This window comes from Ligilactobacillus aviarius, from assembly GCF_001654615.1.
Taxonomy (GTDB): Bacteria; Bacillota; Bacilli; order Lactobacillales; family Lactobacillaceae; genus Ligilactobacillus; species Ligilactobacillus aviarius_B.
In genome coordinates, this window is the sequence record NZ_LWUD01000016.1 from 1 (window position 1) to 21066 (window position 21066).

The following is a 21066-nucleotide window of genomic DNA, read 5'->3' on the forward strand; positions in this document are numbered from 1 at the left end:
CCTGTTCAATACAGAACTCAGTCCCAGGTTGCCTAGCTAATAAAGTGTCCAACTTTTAGGGTTCACTTCAGAAAGTCCAGCCTCTTTTTTGTTAAGTGAGGGATTATGATGAATAAAACGGAATATCATACGCGAATCAAGAAGGTTCAAACCTTTATTGGGGATCATCATATGGATGGTTTTCTGGTAACTGATCCGGTCAATATTAATTATCTTTCAGGATTCACTGGTGATGAGGGGTTGCTTTTGGTTACTGATCAAACAGCTTATTTGATCAGTGATGCTCGGTTTCAAGTTGAGCTGATGACTCAGACGATTACAGATTATCGAATCACGAGTGATTATTTTCAAACCGCGTGTCAGTTATTTGAAGAAGATCACTTAGTAGCCGTCGGGTTTGAAGCCTCGATTAGCTATCATGATTATGATTATTTAGATGAAAATTCAGTTGCGGACATCGTTCCAACTGAAAATGTGATCGAATCTTTACGGGCAATCAAAAGTGATGCTGAAATTCAGACTTTAAAAAAGGCAGCGGCATTGGCTAAACAAGGCTATGCTCGTTTACTTACTGAAATTCTTAAACCGGGACTTTCTGAAAAGGAAGTGGCTGACCGGTTTGATTTTGAAATGCGGCGGTTAGGAGCTGATAAGGCGTCATTTGACCCGATTATTGCAACCGGAATTGATAATACGGTCAAACCGCACAGTGTTAATTCAACGCGTAAAATTCAAACCGGTGATTTGATTCTGGTTGATTACGGTTATTTTTATCAAGGATATACGTTTGATGTTACCCGGGTCTGCGGAATGGGAGTTCAATCACTCGAAATTCACCGGTTAACGGCGGCTGTTCAGGATGCGCTTCTTGAAACGATGCAAATTGTTGCTCCGGGATTGCCGGTTTCTGCTCTTTGGCAAAAAGCAAATGATGTTTTGCAAACCTACCACCTTGATCAGTACTTTACCCACGGAATCGGACATGGAATCGGCCGGTCGATTCATGAAATGCCAACGCTGAGCTATCGCAGCGATGAGCCGCTTCAAGTCGGACAAGTAATTACGATCGAACCGGGAGTATACGTTCCCAGAGTTGGCGGTATTCGATTGGAAAATGATTTATTAGTAACTGCGGACGGCTTTGAAAATTTGACTGATTTTGATCTGGGATTAACGGAACTCTAATAATCTGCTTGACAAAATAAAGAATTCACGTGAAAATATTCAGTATAGTGATTTCTTTAACTATGTATCGGAAATTCGAAATTTTTACCTGAGGAGGACAAAAAATGATTTCTGTAAATGATTTTAAAACAGGATTAACAATTCAAATTGATGGCGAATTATGGCGGGTCGTTGAATTCTTACACGTTAAGCCAGGTAAAGGTTCAGCCTTCGTTCGTTCAAAACTTAAAAACTTACGGACAGGTGCTGTTCAAGAAAAGACATTCCGTGCTGGTGAAAAGGTAGAACAAGCCCAAATCGATCGGAAAGAAATGCAATACTTGTATGCTGATGGTGACAACTACGTCTTCATGGATACTTCAACATACGAACAACTTGAATTAAACAAGGCTCAAATCGAAGACGAAATCAAGTACTTAAAGGAAAACATGCTTGTTAAGGTTATCATGCATGATTCAGAAACTTTAGGACTTGAATTGCCAAATACTGTTGATTTGGTCGTTGCTGAAACTGAACCAAACATTAAGGGTGACACATCATCGGGTGGTTCAAAGCCAGCTACAATGGAAACTGGATTAGTTGTTCAAGTTCCATTCTTTATCAACGAAGGCGATACGCTTACAATTAATACATCAGACGGTACTTACATTTCACGTGCATAATTTTGAAGGAGGCTATTAATAATGGCTGAAGATAATAACATCATTTTAGCAAGTCAAGAACCTAGTTTAGGCGAAATTAAGATTGCGCCCGAAGTTGTTGAGGTCATTATTGGAATCGCAGCAAGTCAAGTTGACGGCGTATACTCAATGCGGGGTTCATTAGCCAATAGTGTTTCAAAACTTTTTGGCAAGGAAAATCGGAGTAAAGGCGTTAAGCTTGATCAAAAAGATTCAGCATTAAAAGTCGACGTTTATGCATTACTTAACTATGGGGTTTCAGTGCCGAAAGTTGCATATGAAATCCAAGAAAAGGTAAAACAACAAGTTTTGTTTATGACGGGATTGAAACTGGATGTTGTTGATGTTCATATCCAAGGAATCGTTCCTGAAAAGCAAGAACCAACAATTGATCCAAATAATCCTTTTGCAGAAGAAAACGGTGAAGAATAGTGAGTATTACAAGACACCAAATTCGAGAGGTTGCTTTTCAAGCATTATTCGCGGTGAACAGTAATCCTGACACTGATGTGATGACCGTTGTTGATAATCTGCTTGAAGAGAAGCATGTTTCAAAATGCCCAGATTATTTGCGGGAATTGGTTCAGGGAGTTTTAAGCCATCAAGCTGAACTTGATGACGAGATTGCTTCGAAAATTAGTTCAAAGTGGACGTTAAGCCGGTTACCAAAGACGGATTTAATCATTTTACGCTTAGGATTATATGAAATTCAAAATTGTGATGAAATTCCGAATAAGGTTGCGCTGAACGAAGCCCTTCAACTTGCAAAGGAATTTAGTGATGAGAAGCAACGCGGCTTTATTAACGGCGTTCTTTCGAATTTTATTTAAAAAAGAAGGTGTGACAAAATAGTAAAAACGAGCGTGGTGGAAGCAGAAAAGCGAACGAATCGCGCAGCATAGATTCGGAGGTTTTCGAACTTCCACATAGCTCGTTTGTTTTGGAACCCGATTATGTGGATATAGTAAAGAGGTTGCGACTTGTGTCACAACCTTTTTTTCTTGTCCAATTTCTTTTTCAAATAATTATTTTGAAAGAGATATGCTAAAATCATAGTATGAATAATTACTTAAGGGAGATTGATTTTGGTGACAACGAAACTGGATGGGAAAAAGCTTTCAAATGAAATTAAAGAAGAATTAAAGACGCGGGTCCACCGTCTTCAAGATAAGGGGATTACCCCATGCCTAGCGGTTATCCTTGTCGGCGATGATCCTGCAAGTCAGGTATATATTCGCAACAAAAAACGGGCGGCACAAAAGGTTGGCGTTAAAACCCTTGATAATGTTTTACCGGCTTCCACAAGTGAAAACGAGATTATTGATTTAATTTATTCATTAAACAATGATCCGCAAGTTCATGGAATTCTTGTTCAGTTGCCGTTGCCGCAAGGAATCAATGAGGATCGGGTGATTCAGGCAATTTTGCCGTCAAAAGACGTTGATGGCTTTCACCCGCAAAATATTGGAAAATTATTTATGAACAAGGGTGAGCTTGCACCATGTACCCCAAATGGAATCATGCACTTATTAGCAAAGTATAATATCCAACTTGATGGGAAACGGGTCGTGATCGTTGGCCGCAGTAAGATTGTCGGGATGCCGATGATTGCAATGATGTTGAATGCGAATGCAACGGTTACGGTAACTCACAGTCATACTCATAATTTAAAGGAAATTACACGGGAAGCCGACGTGGTGATCGTGGCTGTCGGCAAAGCAGAATTTTTGACAGGCGATTACTTTAAACCGAACGCAGTTGTCATTGATGTCGGAATGAACCGGAATGAAGCCGGAAAATTAGTTGGCGACGTTGAAGCCGCTTCGACAGCGGATAAAGTGGCATTTATGACGCCGGTTCCTGGCGGAGTCGGTCCGATGACGATTGCAATGCTTTTAAAACAAACGATTGAAATTGCAGAGAGAAGTATTTAAATGGAACGGAAAAACTACTTAACCGTTACGGCTTTAACCAAGTACATTGCCCGCAAATTTACATATGATCCATATCTTGAGCGTGTGTACTTAGTCGGGGAAATTTCAAATTTTCGGTTACGGCAAAAGCATCAATACTTTAGTATTAAGGACGAAAATGCCAAAATTGAAGCGGTGATGTTTCAATCAAACTTTAACCGAATCAAATTTGTTCCTGAAGATGGGATGAAAGTCCTGGTAACTGGTAGGATTGAAGTTTATGAACAGACCGGAAAGTACCAAATCAACATTGAGACGATGCAACCGGATGGCGTCGGGGCCTTGTATCAAGCTTATGAACAGTTAAAAGCAAAATTGACTCAAGAGGGAGTTTTCAGTCGGCCAAAGCGCCCGCTTGTTAAGTTTCCGAAGCGAATTGCGGTAATTACCAGCCCGTCCGGAGCAGTTATTCGAGACATTATTACAACAACGCGCCGCCGTTATCCAATCGTTCAGCTTGTTTTGTTTCCAGCTGAAGTTCAAGGAGAATATGCAAAAGATTCGTTAGTTGGGCGTTTGAAGGAAGTTAATGCGCGCGGTGATTTTGACACGATCATTATTGGTCGTGGGGGCGGTTCGATCGAAGATTTGTGGCCGTTTAATGAAGAAGAGGTTGCCCGTGCAATTGCAGCCAGCAAGATTCCCGTAATTTCATCGGTCGGTCACGAAACGGATACGACGTTGTCAGACCTGGCAGCTGATGTGCGGGCAGCAACCCCAACAGCAGCGGCGGAATTGGCAACGCCCGTTTTAGCCGATGAAATATTGAAACTGAAGGACTATCAAGTCCGGCTTGCACAGGCAATGAAACGGATAATCCAGCTTAAGCAGCAACGGCTCTTAAAGTTGGAAAAATCATATATTTTTCGGCAGCCTGAACGGTTATATGATGGGTTTATGCAAAAAATTGACCTGCTTGAAACCCGTCTTTTAGGGAATGTTCAACAAAAATTACAAGCTGAACATCAACGACTTTTAGTTTTAAATGGAAGATTACAAAAGTGCAGTCCGCAGCAGTTGATTCAGGAGCGGCAGCATCGGGTGGCTAATTTAGAAGAACATTTGATTGAACGGACGAAAAACTTAGTGACGGCGAAGGAACAACAGTATCTTCGCGCAAACCATGCTTTGGCGCTGTTGAACCCCCTCAACGTTATGGGACGGGGATTTTCGTACGTAACGGATTCGGATGACCAGGTGATCAAGTCGGTTGATTCTTTGACCGTCCACGATCAACTGAGTCTTCATTTGAAAGACGGAACAGCGCAAGTTGAAGTTCAGAAAGTTAGAAAGGATCAATCATGACGACAGCAAAACCAACATTTGAAGAACAGTTAAATCAACTCGAACAAATCGTAAATCACCTGGAACAGGGCGACGTTCCATTGGAAGAGGCGCTTGATCAATTCCAAGCGGGAATGAAGTTAAGCAAACATCTCCAGGATACGTTGGAAAATGCGGAAAAGACATTGACCCATGTTGTTGATGATCAAGGAAACGAAAAGTTATTTGAAAAAGGAAATTCAGATGAAGAATAATCAAGTTGAAAAGTTTAAGCAGGCAACGATTGCGAAAATTGATCAGTGCCTTGATGAATATCTTGCTGGGTTAGAAAGTTACCCGGTTTTAAAGGAAGCAATGCGCTACTCGGTCGATGCAGGCGGCAAACGGTTGCGGCCATTTTTGATTTTGGCAATTTGCCAAACATTTAAGGGAACGTATTCTGATTTGGACCTGCAAGCCGCATCAAGTTTGGAATTAATTCATACGTATTCACTGATTCATGACGATTTGCCGGAAATGGATAACGATGATTTGCGGCGGGGAAAACCAACCAATCATAAAGTTTATGGGCAAGCAATGGCGGTGTTAGCCGGCGATGGTTTGCTGACGACTGCATTTGAGTGGTTAAGCCGGTTAGAGCTTGCCCCCGCAATTCAAATTAAATTAGTCCACGCATTAAGCAAGGCAGCGGGTCCTGAAGGCATGGTCAACGGGCAAGTGGGCGATATTCAGGGTGAACATCATCAGTTGACGTTGGCGCAGCTTCAACGCGTCCATCGCGGAAAGACCGGCGCTTTAATTCAATATGCCTGTTATGCGGGTGGATTACTGAGTAACGTTTCTGCGAACCAGCAGGATGCATTGAAGCAATTTGGAATTCAGTTTGGATTAGCATTCCAAATTTATGATGATATCCTCGACGTGATTGGAACGGAAGCGGAATTAGGAAAGAAAGTTCATAAAGATCAAGCTGAAAATAAGAATACCTATCCGGGATTGTTAGGACTTGAAGGCGCCCAGAAAGAATTACGCCATTCAGTGCAGTTAATGCGCGAAAGTCTTGCGGTGCTTCACCAGGATGGAATTGATATTTCATTATTAGCTGATTTTTTAAATTATTTTAAGATAAAGGATAAAGCATGAAAAAAGAACGAATTGATGTATTACTTGTAAAACAAGGCCTTTTTGACAGCCGCGAACAGGCAAAACGCGCGGTGATGGCGGGTGAAATTTTAGGTGAAAACGAAGAACGCCTTGATAAACCGGGAATGAAAATTGATCCGGAAATCAAACTGCATTTTAAGGGAACAAAAATGCCGTATGTCAGCCGGGGCGGATTGAAACTTGAAAAAGCACTTAAAGTTTTCAAGTTATCGGTGCGCAATAAAATTGTTCTGGATATTGGTTCTTCAACCGGCGGCTTTACGGATGTTGCGCTTCAAAAAGGGGCAAAACAGGTTTATGCGCTTGACGTTGGAACCAACCAGCTTGTATGGAAATTGAGACAAGATCCACGGGTCGTTGTCATGGAAAATACCAATTTCCGGTACAGCAAGCCCGAAGACTTTACCGCGGGACAACCGGAATTTGCAACTACGGACGTTTCTTTCATTTCATTAAAGTTGATTTTGCCGCCGCTTCATCCAATTTTGAAGGAAAATGGTGATTTGGTAGCATTGATTAAGCCGCAATTTGAAGCCGGTCGCGAAAAAGTCGGCAAGCATGGAATCATTCACGATCCAAAGGTTCATGAAGAGGTTATCAACATGATCATTAACTTTGCGGTTGAAAACCAATACGATGTTTGTGATTTGGACTTTTCACCGATTACGGGTGGTCACGGCAATATTGAGTTTTTGATTCACTTAAAGGCCGTTGACCGGGAAGGCCAAATTGCACCTGAAATCGATCCGCACCGAGTTGTTCAACAGGCGCATGCAACGTTACAGAACCAATAATCAAAGGAAGGGGATTAATATGCTTCAAGAATTAAGAATTAAAGACTTTGCAATCATTGAAGAAGCAGATATTGATTTCCAAGCTGGAATGACGGTTTTAACCGGGGAAACAGGTGCTGGGAAATCGATCATTATCGATGCCTTAGGTCTTTTAGCTGGTGGCCGCGGTTCAGTTGATTTTATTCGCAAGGGGGCTGCGAAGGCCATTCTTCAAGGACAATTTGTCTTGCCAGCTTCAGCCCCGGTTTTCCAAATTCTTGACGATTTAGGAATTGATCATGAAGATCAAACGTTGATCCTTCAACGGGATTTGTACCAAGCGGGAAGAAACGTTTGCCGGATCAATGGGGTATTGGTTAACTTAACCTCATTGCGGAAAGTCGGCGAAATGTTGATCGATATTCATGGTCAAAATGAACACCAGTCATTAATGCGTCCGGAAACGCACCTTAGTTTATTGGATGAATATGATCACCATTTACGTGATGAGCTTCGGCGTTACCAGGATGCATACCAGCAATATCGTAAATTAAAAACCGCGCTTGAAAAACGAGAAGCCAATGAAAAAGAATGGGCCCAACGACTCGATATTTTACAATTTCAACTTAATGAAATCGAAAGTGCCCAGCTTGTTCCGCATGAGGAAGAAAAGTTGATTGAGGAAAAGGATCAACTGGATAACTACCAAACGATCCATGATGCACTTGAAAACAGTTATCAGGCACTAATGGGCGAAAACGTGGATGTGATCGGTCAACTGGGAACGACGATGGATGAACTTGAAAAGATTTCAGATCTTTCAAGCGATTTGAATGGAATTTATGAAAAAGTTTCCGACGCGTTTTATAACTTGCAAGATGTTTCGCATGAGATCAACAACCAACTGGATTCAATGGAATGGGATGAAAACCGGCTTGACCAAATCGAGCAGCGCTTGGACTTGATTCATCAATTGAAACGGAAATACGGCGATTCAGTTCAACAGGTAATTGATTATGGTCAAAAGATCAAACAGGAATTGGCTGAAATGCAAGACAGCGCGGAAAGTTCAGAAGAACAGGAAAAAGCGGTCAAGACAGCGTATGATGCAGCTTATAAGTTAGCCCAGACGCTTTCAAGTCATCGTCATCAAGCAGCGCATGAACTGGAAAAGGCCATTCATCAACAATTAAGCGCATTATATATGGATAAGGCCGTCTTTAAAGTTAAATTCAGCGGCAATCAAGAATTAACTTCAACCGGATTAGATGATGTTGAATTTTACATTCAAACAAATCCAGGGGAATCGATGGGTCCGCTTGCCAAAATTGCATCTGGCGGGGAACTTTCACGAATCATGCTGGCATTAAAGACGATCTTTTCACAACAGCAAGGCGTTACAAGTATTATCTTTGATGAAGTTGATACGGGGGTCAGCGGTCGGGTCGCCCAGGCGATTGCCGAAAAGATCTCGCAGATCTCGCACAATTCACAGGTATTATGTATTTCGCACTTGCCGCAAGTGGCAGCGATTGCGGATCACCATTACTTTATTTCGAAGAAGGTTATTGATGGCCGGACCGAAACAAGTGTTCAAAAATTAACTGCCCAGACCCGAATTCGCGAAATTGCCCGGATGTTATCTGGTTCAGAAATTACAGAACTGACCCTGAAACATGCCGATGAATTGATTCAAATGGCTGATCAGATTAAAAATAATCAAAAATAAAGGATGAATTCCATTTTGGAATTCATCCTTTATTTAATATAATCACGATACAAACCAATTACTTTTCCTAAAATAGTTACGTGATCGAGAATAATTGGATCCATGGTGTCATTTTCCGGTTGTAAGCGATAATTGTGCGCTTCACGGAAGAATCGCTTGCACGTTGCTTCATTTTGATCAGTCATTGCGATTACGATCTCACCGTTATCAGCCGTTGACTGTTTGCGAACGATCACCTTGTCGCCGTTGAAAATTCCAGCGTTGATCATACTTTCACCGCGAATCGTCAGCATAAATAAATCATCAGCGGTATTGAAGTTCGGTGGAAGCGGGAAATAATCCGTTGTTTCTTCAACCGTTAAAATTGGTTGGCCAGCAGTAACCGTTCCAATCATTGGAATGGCATCTGGTTTGGAACTCGAAACCCCCAATGCTTCCATTCCAGCAGGAGTAACTTCAATTGCTCGTGGTTTGGTTGCATCTTTAACAATAAATCCGCGTTTTGCTAACCGCGCAAGGTGGCCGTGAACCGTTGATGTTGATGAAAGGTCAACGGCTTCACCGATTTCGCGAACGGTTGGCGGATAACCTTTTTCTTGGACCGTTTCATAAATAAAACGGAGAACTCTCATTTGGCGTTCTTCAGTCGGCTTACTCATAATAAACTCCTTTATCGATCTTCTTCTTGACTTAAATGTTAGCACATATTTTTGCCAAAAACAAACAAAGGTTCGCTATCATTGAAATTTAAGATTTTCTTTTGTAAAATTAAACTAAATACTTAAGGGAAAGGAGCACTGAGCGATGACGGAAGATAAATCAACGAACGAACAAAACGAACAACGCGGCGGGGCAATTCCTCAAGATCTGATCGATCGAATCAATGAACTTGCTCACAAGAAGAAAGACAAGGGATTGACTGAGGAAGAACAAGCTGAACAAAAGCGGTTGCGTGAAACTTACCTTTCACTTTTCCGGGAAAACTTCAGAAGTCATATCGAAATGCTTCAGGTTTACGATAAAGATGGAAAAGAAGTTACCCCCGAAAAGGTAAAACGGATTCAACGCGAACGCGGCTTGCGGGATGATTAATTATAATTTGGAATGAAGGCTTTATTTTTTAGCTTTTTTCGCTTAAAATGATAACTATGTTAGTCGTAAGGAGGAAAGAATCTTGTCAACAGGAATTGTAGTTTTACTTGTAATCATTGGCGTGATTGCTGGATTTGCAATTGGTTTTTTTGCTGCAAAGAAGTATCTTGAAAACTACTTGAAGAAGAATCCACCATTCAACGAACAAATGCTTAAAACCATGATGCTTCAAATGGGTCAAAAGCCATCACAACGGAAGATCAACCAAATGATGACTTCAATGAAGGCCAGCTATGCTAAAGAAAATAGCAAGAAGAAAAAATAATTAGATTGAATTACGAAAAAGACTGTGACGGAATCGTCACAGTCTTTCTTTTATGATTTAACTTTCTTCGCCGTCGGATCAACGTATACAAAATTCGGATCAATTTGATCATCCAGTTTATCAAAAGCTTGTTCCATTTGCGAAATGATTTTGTGTTGGTTTTCATCGTTCAATTTCATTTTCCGGTCAACGACGATCGGGTCGCCAATTGCAACGGTAATTTTTTTCCGGGAAAGTAATGTCTTAAAGGTTAATGGACCCTGATAAACTGCTGGAACGATCGGGACGTTGGCCATTTTAGCAATCAAGGTCACGCCGCCTTTCATTGCTTGTGAATGCCGGGTTCCGGATGGAAACATGATCAGTGACATGTCTTGATTACGGAGCCATTTAACAGGCGTTTTGATTGCCGATGGTCCCGGATTTTCACGGTCAACTGGAAATGCGTTGGCATGTGTTAAAATAAATTTTAAAATTGGATTTTTAAAGAGTTCTTTTTTTGCCATAAATGCAAACTGCTTTGGGGCAGCAGCAAGGGCAAATAAAAGTGGATCAAACCATGTTCGATGCGGCCCGACAAGGATATAATTGCCTTCAGGAAGCTTCTCTTTATTTAAAACGGTCAGTTTACCGTTGAAGATTCGAACAAGAAATGCAACGACCCGGCGCATAAAATTGTAAAACATGGTGTCACTCCTTTCGTTTTTAATCCATTTTAGTATGCAAAAAATTACAGCAACTTTCAAGTAAATATATTAAATTAGTGAGGAAGGATTATGGAAAAGGTCAAGTTATATGAAAATGAACGGGTAGATTCGCTGTTGGCGGAGAATTTGCAAATCATTCAAAGCGCTGATGTTTTTTCGTTTTCGCTTGATGCGGTTTTACTTGCTGACTTTGTGAAACCGGTCAACCGGCCGGACCGGAAAGCGGTTGACCTGTGTGCGGGAAATGGGGCAGTCGGATTATTTATCAGTAAAAAATTTGCGGGCCAAATCGATCAGGTAGAGATTCAATCACGACTGGCGGACATGAACCAGCGCAGTTTGGAATTAAACGGCCTGACCGATCGTATCAAGGTCTATAACCGGGATTTAAAGGATGCATTTTCATTTCTTGAGAAGGATTCGTATGACGTTGTGACGTGTAATCCGCCGTACTTTAAAACCTTGCCGCAAAGCAAAAAGAATCCGAACCAGTATTTGGCACTTGCACGGCATGAAATTGCGGTTACGTTAGAGGATACGGTTGAAATTACCAGTGGACTATTAAAAACGGGCGGGAAAGCATATTACGTTCACCGTCCGGACCGGTTGATCGAAATTTTAGATACGATGCAGGCTCATCGCTTGGCACCAAAACGGATCAAGTTGATCTATCCGAAGCAGGGACGCGATGCCAACATGGTCTTGATTGAAGCAATCAAAGATGGCAAATCAGATGGCTTGAAGTTTTTACCACCGGTGATCACCTACACTGATCAAAATGAATACACGCCAACGATTAAGGAAATTTTATATGGAAAGTAAATATTACATGTATGTCCTGTTGTGTGCGGATGGAACGTTTTACGGCGGGTTTACCAATGACGTTGCGAAACGGGTCGCCACGCATAATGCAGGAAAAGGCGCCAAATATACTAAAACCCGGCGGCCGGTCAAATTGCTGTATCATGAAGAATTTGAAACGAAATCAGCCGCTTTAAAAGCTGAATATGCATTCAAACATCAGTCCCGCAAAAAGAAGGAGCAGTTTTTGCTTAATCATGGTGTTTCACGGTCATCGTGGATATAATATAAGCGTGAACAGAAAGAAGGTTTTTGAAAATGAAGTTAATTGCATTTGGCGTTCGGAAAGACGAAGAACCATATTTTAAAAATTGGGAACAGCAAAACGATACGGAAATCAAGCTTGTGCCGGAGCTGCTTTCAGAAAAGAATATTGATTTAATTAAGGGGTACGATGGAATCATCGGCTTGCAAACGACCCCGTATAAGCGTGAATATTTTGAAAAAATGAAGGATGCAGGAATCAAGATCCTTTCAATTCGGAATATCGGAATTGATAATATTGATCTTGATGCTGCCAAGGATAATTTGATTCCAATTACAAACGTTCCAGCATATTCGCCAAGTGCAATTGCTGAATTTACGATTACGCAGATCATGCAACTTGTTCGGCATACCAAGATTTTCAATGAAAAAATGAGTCATCAAGATTATCGTTGGGAACCGAATATCAGCCGTCAAATCAACCAAATGACGGTTGGGGTTGCCGGAACTGGCCGGATCGGCCGGGCGGTGATCAATTTACTTGATGGTTTGAGAGCGAAGGTCATTGCATTTGATCCTTATCATAATCCTGAATTGGAAAAACGCGGAATGTACGTTGACTCAATGGAAGAGATGTACCGCATGGCAGATGTAATCACGCTTCACATGCCAGCAACAAAGGACAACTACCACTTATTGGATGACACTGCATTTGATCAAATGAAAGACGGGGTAATGATCATTAACACTGCTCGCGGAACGTTGATCGATTCAGAAGCCTTGATCAAGGCGTTAGATAGTGGCAAAGTCGGTGGCGCAGCGTTGGATACCTATGAACATGAATTGCCGATTTTTGATTATGACTTAACAGGGCAAAAGATCGATGATCCGATCTTTAATAACTTAAATGAACGGGATAACGTTTTGATCACGCCGCACATTGCCTTTTATACGACCGAAGCAGTTAAGAACATGGTGGAAGTTGCGTTGAACTGTGCAGCAACATATTTGAATGAAGGTAAAATGACGAATCCGGTTGTTGAAATTCATTAATTAGTTATTGCAATTTTAAAGGGATTTAAGTATAATTAAAAAAGTGTTTCATACACTAATTCACACCTTATGCGATGGAACGGGAAGTGCTTGAAAATTCAAGTTCCGGTTCAATTGAACATAGGGGAGGATAAAAAACTATTTTGGAGGTATTGTAATGTCAGTAATTACAATGAAACAATTACTTGAAGCTGGTGTACATTTCGGACACCAAACACGTCGTTGGAACCCTAAGATGAAGAAGTACATCTTCACAGAACGGAATGGAATTTACATCATCGACTTACAAAAGACTGTTAAGTTGATCGACCAAGCATACGACTTCATGAAGAACGTTGCTGCTGACGATGGCGTTGTATTGTTTGTTGGTACAAAGAAACAAGCTCAAGACGCAATCGAAGAAGAAGCAAAGCGTGCAGGTCAATACTACGTAAATCACCGTTGGTTAGGTGGTACTTTAACTAACTGGAACACGATCCAAACACGGATCAAGCGCTTAAAGGACATCAAGAAGATGGAAGAAGACGGCACATTCGAACGTCTTCCAAAGAAAGAAGTTGCTTTGTTAGTTAAGGAACGCGACCGTCTTCAAAAATTCCTTGGCGGAATCGAAGACATGCCACGGATTCCAGACGCAATCTTCATCGTTGACCCTCGTAAGGAACGGATTGCCGTTAAGGAAGCTCAAAAGTTGAACATTCCGATCGTTGCAATGGTTGATACAAACGCTGATCCAGATGAAATCGACGTTAAGATTCCATCAAACGATGATGCTATTCGTGCCGTTCGCTTGATCACTTCAAAGATGGCTGACGCTATCATCGAAGGTCGTCAAGGCGAAGACGAAGAAGACGTTACAGAAGATACATTCAAGAAAGACGACAAGCAAGTCGACTCAATCGAAGACATTGTTGAAGCCGTTGAAGGCGACAATGACTCAGATGCTGAATAGTTTATAATAATTGGCTGTCTCAGATAGTGGGCGTCGAGCCTTTTATTTGATGACAGCTTTTTTAATAAAAGATTTAAACACTTTGAGGAGGATGGCTCATGGCAAAAATTGCTGCAAAACAAGTTAAAGAATTACGTGATAAAACAGGTGTCGGCATGATGGCTGCTAAGAAGGCTTTAGTTGCAACTGATGGCGACATGGACAAGGCAATCGATTACTTACGTGAAAAGGGAATTGCAAAGGCTGCTAAGAAGAGCGACCGTGTTGCTGCTGAAGGGTTAGCTAACGTTGTAATTAGCGGAAACACAGCTGTAATCGTTGAAGTTAACGCTGAAACAGACTTCGTTGCTCAAAACGACCGTTTCCAAGCATTAGTAAAGCGGACAGGCGAACTTCTTGCTGAAAACAAGCCTGCTGATGTTAAGGCTGCTTTGGAAATCAAGACAGACCGCGGTACATTGAACGACGAATACATCGATGCAACTCAAGTTATCGGTGAAAAGATTACTTTACGTCGTTTCCAAATCGTTGAAAAAGCTGACGGCGATAACTTCGGTTCATACTTACACGATGGTGGCCGGATCGCTGTATTAGTTGTCTTAGAAGGTGCTGATGAAGCAACTGCTAAGGACGTTGCAATGCACGTTGCAGCTATCAATCCGAAGTATGTCAACCGTGATCAAGTTCCTGCTGACGAAGTTGCTCACGAAAAAGAAGTCTTAACTGAAGAAGCTAAGAACGAAGGCAAGCCTGAAAAGATCATCGAAAAGATGGTTGAAGGCCGGTTGAACAAGTTCTTCTCAGAAATTTCATTGGAAGACCAAGACTTTGTTAAGGATTCAGACCAAACTGTTGGCAAGTACGTTGCTTCAAAGGGCGGCAAGATCAAAGCATTCTACCGTTATGAAGTCGGCGAAGGAATCGAAAAACAAGAAGATAACTTTGTAGACGAAGTTATGAGTCAAATTAAATAATTAGTTTAATTTGCAAGTCCTATTCCCTTGGTTTGAGGGGGATAGGGCTTTTTTGATGTAAAAAAGGCGCGAACTTGATAAAACCAAGCTCGCGTCTTCTTTAGTTAAAGTTAATTGTTGCACCACTGATTAACAGCCATTACAACGATCAGAATTGAAACTGTTCCGATCACTTTCTTTAAAATCTTTTTTGGCATGAATAAACCTCCCCTGATTTTTAGCTTTTAGCGTCATCAATTTTTTGGACGAAAAACAAAGAAAATTCATTGTTTGATACGATATTAAACAAATTTTAATTGTTAGTCAACGTTAAAATAATCATTTTCTAATTTTAATGTTTATTCGAGTATTTATTAAGTATTCTCATTGAAAGGTAATATTAATCCGATATTAACGGAACAATTAAGTTAAATATCGAATAATATTCAAATAAAATCTAAAAATAACTTAATTGATTTAATAATTTGCTTTGGTATGTTTTTAATGAAGAAAAGTTTTGCAGTAGCTTTTTTTCAATTTTACACTTACCTTGAGAGGTTGGATCTTCCAACCTCTTTTTTTATATTCAAAAACGGTCATGACATTGTCATGACCGTTATTCTTAAATTAAATATGTTTCTTGAGCACCGATAATTTGCATAATTTCCGTTAAATCATTTTGCGGAAGGGTATGTTTAAATTGCGCAGCATATTCGCTTAAACGTTGATTAAGTGGAATGATTGACTTTGATTGAAGAATGCCATCTGAGTCTTGTTGGTTAGCAGCGACAAGGTGATGGGCCTTTTTAAAGAATTCTTTCAAGTCATCCGGTAACTGGTCTGATTGATATAACCAGTCTTCATCAGGATAGTAATAGTGAAGAAGACGAGCATACGCCGGCAACCAGACAATCGAATTATTATTTTCAGCTGCAAGTTGATTGATCGTTAGTAGCCGCGCCGGGTTAAACGGCACTAATTGATTTTGAAACCAATCATTATCATGCTTTTTGATTTTTTCAGTTAACTGTTTTTTAAATTCTTTTTCAGAATAGCTAACCTGTTTTCCGTCCGGATCAACGTTCGTGTTAAACATGATCAATTGATTTAATTTACTGTCGCGCAAATGCTTTTTCCATTTTTTGATTCGGTTGCGATGCTGCCCTTGTGTAATAAAGTTTGGGACGTATCCCAGCTTTTCACCGGTATTCATGTCTTCAATCAAGATTGCAAATGAACCGGTTAATCCATCATCGTTATCAAACGGGGTGATGCGAAATTCGAGTCCGAGAACTGACGGATAATTTGTTGGTAAAATGCGAAACTTGGGCATTACTTCGGGACGCTTTAACAGACCATTCCGCCAAAGTTTTTGCAGCAACTGCATCAAATCAAAGCTCACGTTGATTCTTCGGTAGGGTGAAGAGTTGCTTTCAATAATATTTAAAGTGTTCGCTGAAAGATGGGTAATTACAACATCCTTAAACGCACTTGCATTTTCCACGTCACCATCAATAATGACCTTTTTAATTGAGGATTTGATGATGATCCCGCGGTTATTGCTGATTTGAGTAATTTTCATTTGAAGTTTTACTCTCCTTTTTAAAGATTCATGTCAGTCTTGAAGTTCAATGGTGACATATCAGTTGCGGCGGTGACTAATTTGCTTGTTAAAGCTTGCATACGATCGATTCCAACTTGTTGGAAATAAATGCTTTGCTTTGTGAGGTAGTCAATTTGGGCATCACCAGATAATTCGGCAGCATGGTGGTCAGTTTCCTCAACTAAATGAGTAAATTGAGCGTATAAATCGTCCTGGGTATCAGCAAGCATTTTGCCAAATTCAAGGTAGTGCGGATCAACGAGAACACTTACAAGCTTATAGATCCAGTAAGCTGAGTCAGGGGAGTAATCCTTTGTTCCAACTTTGTATGCTGGGTGAACATCCGTTGCGCTTGCGTAGAACGGAACGAATGAACTTTGGGCAGTTACTCCCAATGCAAGCCAGTGAATTCCCTTGAGCGTTTCAGGAACGTTTGACCGAATTTGAAGAATGTGTGATTCCTGAGTTTTAGCCAAACTGATCGGTCTGAATTTCTTCTTTGATTCTTCCGGACCGTTTCCAATTGGATCATATTCAGTTCCCTTAAAGTGCGAAGCAAGAACTGCTTCAACGTCATCGCGGTGAAGCAACCGGTTAGCTTTGCGGATAAACGGCAGGCTTTCGTCCATTGGTTCTTGGTGAATTTCAGGATTTAATAACCGTTGACCGTCCCAAACTCGCGGCGTATTATAAATTTCATCTGAAAGTGAATGCGTTCCAAAAATGTTGCGGAAGTTAAAGCCGGTTTTAGCCGGGTTCAAATGATGTTCTTGAACAAAGTCCCGAATTCCAGGTGCCGTAATGAAATTCTCATGGTCACTAAAATCAACTTCTTGAATTGCAAGTTGGTTAGCAACAACTGCATAAGAGTCGGCCGGAATTTGTTGGGCAACCCAGTAGTGGCCTGATCCAATTTCAAAGTACCAAACTTCATTTTCATCTGAGAAGAGGACGCCATTTGCCTCGGCGGCACCATGTTCAGAAACGATTTGACCGAGCCGTTTAACCCCTTCGCGAGCAGATTTAATAAATGGGAGGACAACGTTGATCATTGCTTCTTCAGCAATTCCGCTTTTAAGGAGCGGATCGTATCCAAGAACCCGGCGATTAGCGTATGCACTTTCGGTTGCGCTCATTGCAACGTTAAATTCGTTGATTCCATCTTCTTCAAAGGTTCCAAATTCGTCAGTCCATTCAGGCGTCGCGGTGTATTTGAAACTAGTTGATGGAAGGTCAATTTCAAAATCATTATCTTTGTCAGGAGATGAGTAATGATTATTTTCAATTCCTTCTTGGTGAGGATGAACGGTCATGTGTTTTGGCCATGCGCTACGGCAATCTTCGTTCCGCCCAATCATTGTTGAGCCGTCTGCAGTTGCCTTTTTACCAACTAAAATACTTGTACATGCAGAGAGAGTTTGGCGATTACTAAACATCTTAAGGCCTCATTTCAGTTAATATTCTTACTTTAATTATATCAAGCTTTTAATTAAATTTAAAATTTGCTTTTAATAAAAAAGAAGGTGTGACAAAACGTTCAAAACGAGCGTGGTGGAAGCAGAAAAGCGAACGAATCGCGCCAGCATAGATTCGGAGGTTTTCAACTTCCAAGTAGCTCGTTTGTTTTGGAACCCGATTATATGAATATAACAGAGAGACTGCAACTTAAGTCACAGTCTCTCTTCAAATTCTAACGTGTTTTCTTTGCATTCAGTTTACGCATGATGAAATAGAACGGAACGGCGATGATCAGACCGCCGAACCCCCAGATCAGATTCTGCAAGGTAGCCTTTGAAAGTAACCAAAGACTTACTAAAATTGCGATGATCGGGATAATCGGGCCAAACGGAATTTTGAATGGCCGGTCAACGTCTTTTTTCGTTTTCCGGAAAATCAAAATTGATAAGCAAGTTGGCAAGTATTGGGCAAACCGGGAAACAACGCTGATCGCGGCCAACGTTGTAAATGAACCTGAAAGGGCGATCGGCAATGTGATCAATCCCGTAATAATAATTGCCCAAACCGGTGCATTATTTTGGGCCCGTTTTTTCATGAATTGCGGTAACAAGCCGTCGTCCGCTAAGGCAACTGCCGAGCGTGGGGTGATAAATGACGAAGCAATGTTGATTCCGCCAATTGAGATCAATTCGCCGGCAGCAACAATGATCAATCCGCCATTTCCCATAAATTCAGTCATTGCTGCTTGAACAGGGGTAGTTGCGGCAGCAAGATGCGAACCTAAAACGCCGATTGAAACGACCTGAATCAAAATGTAAAAGATTGAAACGATGGTCATTACAAGAAGAATGGCCCGCGGCAACTTCTTTTGTGGATTATCCATATCTTCTGCGGCAACGGCAATTGATTCAAATCCAGTAAAGGCGTAGAAAATCAATAAGGCGGCTGCTCCAAATGATGTGGATGATAATTTCGGCGAAATAACTGGATGGAAGTTTCCACTCTTAATAAAGAAGATTCCAGCGATGATAAAAATAACCAGCGGGATCAATTTACCAATCGTTGCAAAGTTATTAACAACCTTTGACCATTTAACTCCCAAAAGGTTAATGACCGAAAGCCCGACGATGATTGTGGTCATGACGGCAACCTGAGCTGGCCGATGATTAAATGCTGGGAAAATTTGGCCTAAAGCCGTTGCAAACCCATTTGCCATTGTTGCCCAAGCAATCATACTAATGATCCATTTGATAAAGCCGACTTCAAAACCGACAAAATCGCCAAAGGCCTCCTTGGCGTAAACATACGGGCCGCCATTTTCTTTAAATAGCCCGGCAGCTTCCGCAAAGCAAAGGGCAATCGTGATCACAAGGACGGCATCAAAAAGAAAAACGAATAAGCTGGACGTTCCAACAAGGGAATATGCCTTGTTGGGAAGTAAAAAGATTCCGGAACCGATAATGGCATTCACTCCAAGCAGGATGATGCTTAAAAGTCCCATTTTATTTTTAGTTTTCATATAATTAATCAACTCTCTTTGCATGGTCAATCAGGGTTTTAAAAATTATTTGTGCATTTGGATCAAAGCGGTGAAGCATTTCAGGATGAAATTGAACTCCGAATTCAAAGTTCGGCGACTTTATATTTTGAAATCCTTCAACAACGCCATCAGGGGCAACCAACCCGACCTCAAAATCCTCAGCAACCTGGTCAATGACTTGATGGTGGAATGAGTTTACCCGAATTTGAGAATCATTCAATAGTTGAGCGAAAAGCGTGTTTTCGTTAACGTTTAATGAATGGGTCCGGGTCGTTGGATCAGCCGGTTGGGCATGCCGCAGTAACTCATGATCAGCGTAGCTTAGGTCTTGAAGAATCGTTCCGCCATGATATGCATTCAGGACTTGAAATCCCCGACAAATTCCCAATACCGGAATGTTTTTTTCTTCGGCATATTTGATTAATGAAAAGTCAAAAACGTCGCGTTCAGGAAATGTTGTTCCCAGTTTTTGACGCGGTTCTTGGTGATAATTCAACGGATCAACATCGTGACCGCCGCTCAAAATGATTCCATCGAGGTGAGAAATTTCGTCCTTAATAACTTCCTTGTCAGTATTAAAAGGAAGGATAAACGGAATTCCGCCAGCTTGAATCACCGAATCGATGTAGTCATCATTTACATATGACCGGTGATAGCCTGGAAACGGAGCTCCCGAATCAACGATAATGCTTCCTGAGATTCCAATAATTGGTTTCTTTGTCATGTGAATCAATTCCTTTCTGCAATAATTATCATAATTATAATTTATTTACCCATAAAATGATGTTATCAATAATATATTAGATTACTTTTTGTTAGTCAAGCTAATTATAGCACAAATCTCAAATTGACTTTTAGGATTTGATTGGTTACGATGAATGATGATTAAAAGGCGAAAGGAGAGGTTGGCATGCCATTAATTCACGTTGAATTGATCGAAGGACGTTCACAAGAACAACTTAAGCAACTTGTAGCTGACATTACTGATGCAGTTACTAAAAATACAGGTGCACCTGCAGAACACGTTCACGTTGTCTTAGATGAAATGCGTAAAGACCGTTATGCGGTTGCGGGCGTTTTAAAGAGCGACGAAAAATAATACCGTCATATCAACGATTGAGAGACTCAGGTTCTTTCAATCGTTTTTATTTTTTGTAAGTAAAAACAAAACCTACCGACAAATTAACCCACATATTTATAAATAAAATGGTTACTTAAGCAATCGTTCATAGCGGCGATTGTTTTTTTATTAAGGCCTTAATCAATTTTTATAAATAAAATTCTTGATTATAATCTAGTGTTAACAATATAATTGATTCATCAAGTTAAGAGGAGGTCGTCAAATGACAAGTGATGCTCAAAAACGGGCTGCTCGTAAGTGGGATGAAAACCACCAGGAACGACGCAAGTATCTTAGTTGGCGTTCACGGGCAAGAAGTTTTATCGAAAAGGCAGCGATGCCAGAAGACTTAATCGACTTGAAAAAATTAATCAATGATCGGTTGGGAGATCTAGGAAAGGATAGATAGA

At 40.9% G+C, this 21066-nt stretch carries 25 protein-coding genes; 19 read left to right on the forward strand and 6 right to left on the reverse strand.

What is annotated here, in order from left to right; translation table 11 throughout:
• Positions 1-108: 108 nt before the first annotated feature.
• The 10 genes from A3O17_RS02990 to recN all read left to right on the forward strand — a co-directional run bounded on the left by A3O17_RS02990 (position 109) and on the right by recN (position 8788).
• Complete coding sequence (locus A3O17_RS02990) at positions 109-1185, forward strand: M24 family metallopeptidase (protein WP_180752506.1); 1077 nt, start codon at positions 109-111, stop codon at positions 1183-1185.
• 104 nt (positions 1186-1289) lie between these two features.
• Positions 1290-1847, forward strand: coding sequence for an elongation factor P (gene efp / locus A3O17_RS02995; protein ID WP_057827777.1), 558 nt, complete (start codon positions 1290-1292; stop codon positions 1845-1847).
• A gap of 21 nt (positions 1848-1868) precedes the next feature.
• The gene (locus tag A3O17_RS03000) at positions 1869-2297 is read left to right on the forward strand and encodes an Asp23/Gls24 family envelope stress response protein (RefSeq protein ID WP_057827778.1); all 429 of its coding nucleotides are present in this window, start codon (positions 1869-1871) and stop codon (positions 2295-2297) included.
• On the forward strand, positions 2297-2695 hold the full coding sequence (nusB, locus tag A3O17_RS03005; RefSeq protein WP_064208171.1) for a transcription antitermination factor NusB: 399 nt from the start codon (positions 2297-2299) through the stop codon (positions 2693-2695). Before A3O17_RS03000 ends, nusB begins: the two co-directional genes overlap by 1 nt.
• Positions 2696-2953: 258 nt before the next feature.
• The gene (folD, locus tag A3O17_RS03010; RefSeq protein WP_064212888.1) at positions 2954-3799 is read left to right on the forward strand and encodes a bifunctional methylenetetrahydrofolate dehydrogenase/methenyltetrahydrofolate cyclohydrolase FolD; all 846 of its coding nucleotides are present in this window, start codon (positions 2954-2956) and stop codon (positions 3797-3799) included.
• Positions 3800-5143: an exodeoxyribonuclease VII large subunit gene (gene xseA, locus A3O17_RS03015; protein WP_064212889.1), complete on the forward strand. Its 1344-nt coding sequence runs from the start codon at positions 3800-3802 to the stop codon at positions 5141-5143.
• On the forward strand, positions 5140-5376 hold the full coding sequence (locus tag A3O17_RS03020) for an exodeoxyribonuclease VII small subunit (protein WP_057827782.1): 237 nt from the start codon (positions 5140-5142) through the stop codon (positions 5374-5376). Before xseA ends, A3O17_RS03020 begins: the two co-directional genes overlap by 4 nt.
• Entirely contained in the window at positions 5366-6265 is a 900-nt protein-coding gene (locus A3O17_RS03025) for a polyprenyl synthetase family protein (RefSeq protein WP_064212890.1), read from the forward strand. Before A3O17_RS03020 ends, A3O17_RS03025 begins: the two co-directional genes overlap by 11 nt.
• Entirely contained in the window at positions 6262-7080 is an 819-nt protein-coding gene (locus tag A3O17_RS03030) for a TlyA family RNA methyltransferase (protein WP_064212891.1), read from the forward strand. The genes A3O17_RS03025 and A3O17_RS03030 overlap by 4 nt, the downstream gene beginning before the upstream one ends.
• Before the next feature lie 19 nt (positions 7081-7099).
• Positions 7100-8788 (forward strand): DNA repair protein RecN, encoded by a 1689-nt coding sequence (gene recN / locus A3O17_RS03035; protein WP_064212892.1) that lies wholly within the window; start codon positions 7100-7102, stop codon positions 8786-8788.
• A gap of 29 nt (positions 8789-8817) precedes the next feature.
• Here recN and lexA read toward each other — a convergent pair whose 3' ends face one another.
• Positions 8818-9447: a transcriptional repressor LexA gene (gene lexA, locus A3O17_RS03040; protein ID WP_064208178.1), complete on the reverse strand. Its 630-nt coding sequence runs from the start codon at positions 9445-9447 to the stop codon at positions 8818-8820.
• 145 nt (positions 9448-9592) lie between these two features.
• Between lexA and A3O17_RS03045 the strand changes: the two genes are divergently transcribed.
• Both A3O17_RS03045 and A3O17_RS03050 read left to right on the forward strand, forming a co-directional pair.
• A complete protein-coding gene (locus tag A3O17_RS03045; protein ID WP_057906915.1) occupies positions 9593-9880 on the forward strand; it encodes a DUF896 domain-containing protein in 288 nt (95 codons plus the stop codon).
• 82 nt (positions 9881-9962) lie between these two features.
• A complete protein-coding gene (locus tag A3O17_RS03050; protein ID WP_057827788.1) occupies positions 9963-10205 on the forward strand; it encodes a YneF family protein in 243 nt (80 codons plus the stop codon).
• Positions 10206-10255: 50 nt separating this feature from the next.
• On the opposite strand, the gene A3O17_RS03055 is transcribed toward A3O17_RS03050, so the two are convergent.
• Positions 10256-10891, reverse strand: coding sequence for a lysophospholipid acyltransferase family protein (locus A3O17_RS03055; RefSeq protein WP_064208179.1), 636 nt, complete (start codon positions 10889-10891; stop codon positions 10256-10258).
• A gap of 90 nt (positions 10892-10981) precedes the next feature.
• Here A3O17_RS03055 and A3O17_RS03060 point away from each other — a divergent pair, with 90 nt between their 5' ends.
• The 5 genes from A3O17_RS03060 to tsf all read left to right on the forward strand — a co-directional run bounded on the left by A3O17_RS03060 (position 10982) and on the right by tsf (position 14956).
• The gene (locus A3O17_RS03060) at positions 10982-11734 is read left to right on the forward strand and encodes a tRNA1(Val) (adenine(37)-N6)-methyltransferase (RefSeq protein ID WP_064208180.1); all 753 of its coding nucleotides are present in this window, start codon (positions 10982-10984) and stop codon (positions 11732-11734) included.
• On the forward strand, positions 11724-11999 hold the full coding sequence (locus A3O17_RS03065; RefSeq protein ID WP_064208181.1) for a GIY-YIG nuclease family protein: 276 nt from the start codon (positions 11724-11726) through the stop codon (positions 11997-11999). The genes A3O17_RS03060 and A3O17_RS03065 overlap by 11 nt, the downstream gene beginning before the upstream one ends.
• 32 nt (positions 12000-12031) lie before the next feature.
• Complete coding sequence (locus A3O17_RS03070; protein WP_064212893.1) at positions 12032-13030, forward strand: D-2-hydroxyacid dehydrogenase; 999 nt, start codon at positions 12032-12034, stop codon at positions 13028-13030.
• Positions 13031-13187: 157 nt separating this feature from the next.
• Positions 13188-13982 (forward strand): 30S ribosomal protein S2, encoded by a 795-nt coding sequence (gene rpsB / locus A3O17_RS03075; protein ID WP_057827793.1) that lies wholly within the window; start codon positions 13188-13190, stop codon positions 13980-13982.
• 98 nt (positions 13983-14080) lie between these two features.
• Positions 14081-14956 (forward strand): translation elongation factor Ts, encoded by an 876-nt coding sequence (tsf, locus tag A3O17_RS03080; RefSeq protein WP_057827794.1) that lies wholly within the window; start codon positions 14081-14083, stop codon positions 14954-14956.
• A 601-nt stretch (positions 14957-15557) separates the two neighbouring features.
• Here tsf and A3O17_RS03085 read toward each other — a convergent pair.
• From A3O17_RS03085 to A3O17_RS03100, 4 genes are all read right to left on the reverse strand, one after another.
• Complete coding sequence (locus A3O17_RS03085; RefSeq protein ID WP_064212894.1) at positions 15558-16517, reverse strand: hypothetical protein; 960 nt, start codon at positions 16515-16517, stop codon at positions 15558-15560.
• Between the two features lie 20 nt (positions 16518-16537).
• Entirely contained in the window at positions 16538-17974 is a 1437-nt protein-coding gene (locus A3O17_RS03090) for a C69 family dipeptidase (RefSeq protein ID WP_064208034.1), read from the reverse strand.
• Positions 17975-18228: 254 nt separating this feature from the next.
• Positions 18229-19524: an APC family permease gene (locus tag A3O17_RS03095; RefSeq protein ID WP_225354678.1), complete on the reverse strand. Its 1296-nt coding sequence runs from the start codon at positions 19522-19524 to the stop codon at positions 18229-18231.
• Positions 19520-20260, reverse strand: coding sequence for a gamma-glutamyl-gamma-aminobutyrate hydrolase family protein (locus A3O17_RS03100; RefSeq protein WP_064212895.1), 741 nt, complete (start codon positions 20258-20260; stop codon positions 19520-19522). The genes A3O17_RS03095 and A3O17_RS03100 overlap by 5 nt, the downstream gene beginning before the upstream one ends.
• Positions 20261-20446: 186 nt before the next feature.
• On the opposite strand from A3O17_RS03100, the gene A3O17_RS03105 reads away from it, so the two are divergent.
• Together A3O17_RS03105 and A3O17_RS03110 are read left to right on the forward strand one after the other, a co-directional pair.
• Positions 20447-20635 (forward strand): 2-hydroxymuconate tautomerase, encoded by a 189-nt coding sequence (locus A3O17_RS03105; protein WP_064212896.1) that lies wholly within the window; start codon positions 20447-20449, stop codon positions 20633-20635.
• 244 nt (positions 20636-20879) lie between these two features.
• Entirely contained in the window at positions 20880-21065 is a 186-nt protein-coding gene (locus tag A3O17_RS03110; RefSeq protein WP_064212897.1) for a hypothetical protein, read from the forward strand.
• The last annotated feature ends 1 nt before the right edge of the window (position 21066 follow it).

What these genes read in the sequence shown, in the direction of transcription:
- rpsB (WP_057827793.1), top strand. Translation starts at nt 13,188, where the DNA reads ATGTCAGTAATTACAATGAAACAATTACTTGAAGCTGGTGTACATTTC.
- A3O17_RS03055 (WP_064208179.1), bottom strand. Translation starts at nt 10,891, where the DNA reads ATGTTTTACAATTTTATGCGCCGGGTCGTTGCATTTCTTGTTCGAATC.
- A3O17_RS03085 (WP_064212894.1), bottom strand. Translation starts at nt 16,517, where the DNA reads ATGAAAATTACTCAAATCAGCAATAACCGCGGGATCATCATCAAATCC.
- A3O17_RS03105 (WP_064212896.1), top strand. Translation starts at nt 20,447, where the DNA reads ATGCCATTAATTCACGTTGAATTGATCGAAGGACGTTCACAAGAACAA.
- A3O17_RS03070 (WP_064212893.1), top strand. Translation starts at nt 12,032, where the DNA reads ATGAAGTTAATTGCATTTGGCGTTCGGAAAGACGAAGAACCATATTTT.
- A3O17_RS03100 (WP_064212895.1), bottom strand. Translation starts at nt 20,260, where the DNA reads ATGACAAAGAAACCAATTATTGGAATCTCAGGAAGCATTATCGTTGAT.
- A3O17_RS03000 (WP_057827778.1), top strand. Translation starts at nt 1,869, where the DNA reads ATGGCTGAAGATAATAACATCATTTTAGCAAGTCAAGAACCTAGTTTA.
- A3O17_RS03110 (WP_064212897.1), top strand. Translation starts at nt 20,880, where the DNA reads ATGACAAGTGATGCTCAAAAACGGGCTGCTCGTAAGTGGGATGAAAAC.
- recN (WP_064212892.1), top strand. Translation starts at nt 7,100, where the DNA reads ATGCTTCAAGAATTAAGAATTAAAGACTTTGCAATCATTGAAGAAGCA.
- A3O17_RS03065 (WP_064208181.1), top strand. Translation starts at nt 11,724, where the DNA reads ATGGAAAGTAAATATTACATGTATGTCCTGTTGTGTGCGGATGGAACG.
- A3O17_RS03030 (WP_064212891.1), top strand. Translation starts at nt 6,262, where the DNA reads ATGAAAAAAGAACGAATTGATGTATTACTTGTAAAACAAGGCCTTTTT.
- efp (WP_057827777.1), top strand. Translation starts at nt 1,290, where the DNA reads ATGATTTCTGTAAATGATTTTAAAACAGGATTAACAATTCAAATTGAT.
- A3O17_RS03090 (WP_064208034.1), bottom strand. Translation starts at nt 17,974, where the DNA reads ATGTTTAGTAATCGCCAAACTCTCTCTGCATGTACAAGTATTTTAGTT.
- A3O17_RS03025 (WP_064212890.1), top strand. Translation starts at nt 5,366, where the DNA reads ATGAAGAATAATCAAGTTGAAAAGTTTAAGCAGGCAACGATTGCGAAA.
- xseA (WP_064212889.1), top strand. Translation starts at nt 3,800, where the DNA reads ATGGAACGGAAAAACTACTTAACCGTTACGGCTTTAACCAAGTACATT.
- A3O17_RS03060 (WP_064208180.1), top strand. Translation starts at nt 10,982, where the DNA reads ATGGAAAAGGTCAAGTTATATGAAAATGAACGGGTAGATTCGCTGTTG.
- A3O17_RS03020 (WP_057827782.1), top strand. Translation starts at nt 5,140, where the DNA reads ATGACGACAGCAAAACCAACATTTGAAGAACAGTTAAATCAACTCGAA.
- A3O17_RS03045 (WP_057906915.1), top strand. Translation starts at nt 9,593, where the DNA reads ATGACGGAAGATAAATCAACGAACGAACAAAACGAACAACGCGGCGGG.
- A3O17_RS02990 (WP_180752506.1), top strand. Translation starts at nt 109, where the DNA reads ATGAATAAAACGGAATATCATACGCGAATCAAGAAGGTTCAAACCTTT.
- lexA (WP_064208178.1), bottom strand. Translation starts at nt 9,447, where the DNA reads ATGAGTAAGCCGACTGAAGAACGCCAAATGAGAGTTCTCCGTTTTATT.
- tsf (WP_057827794.1), top strand. Translation starts at nt 14,081, where the DNA reads ATGGCAAAAATTGCTGCAAAACAAGTTAAAGAATTACGTGATAAAACA.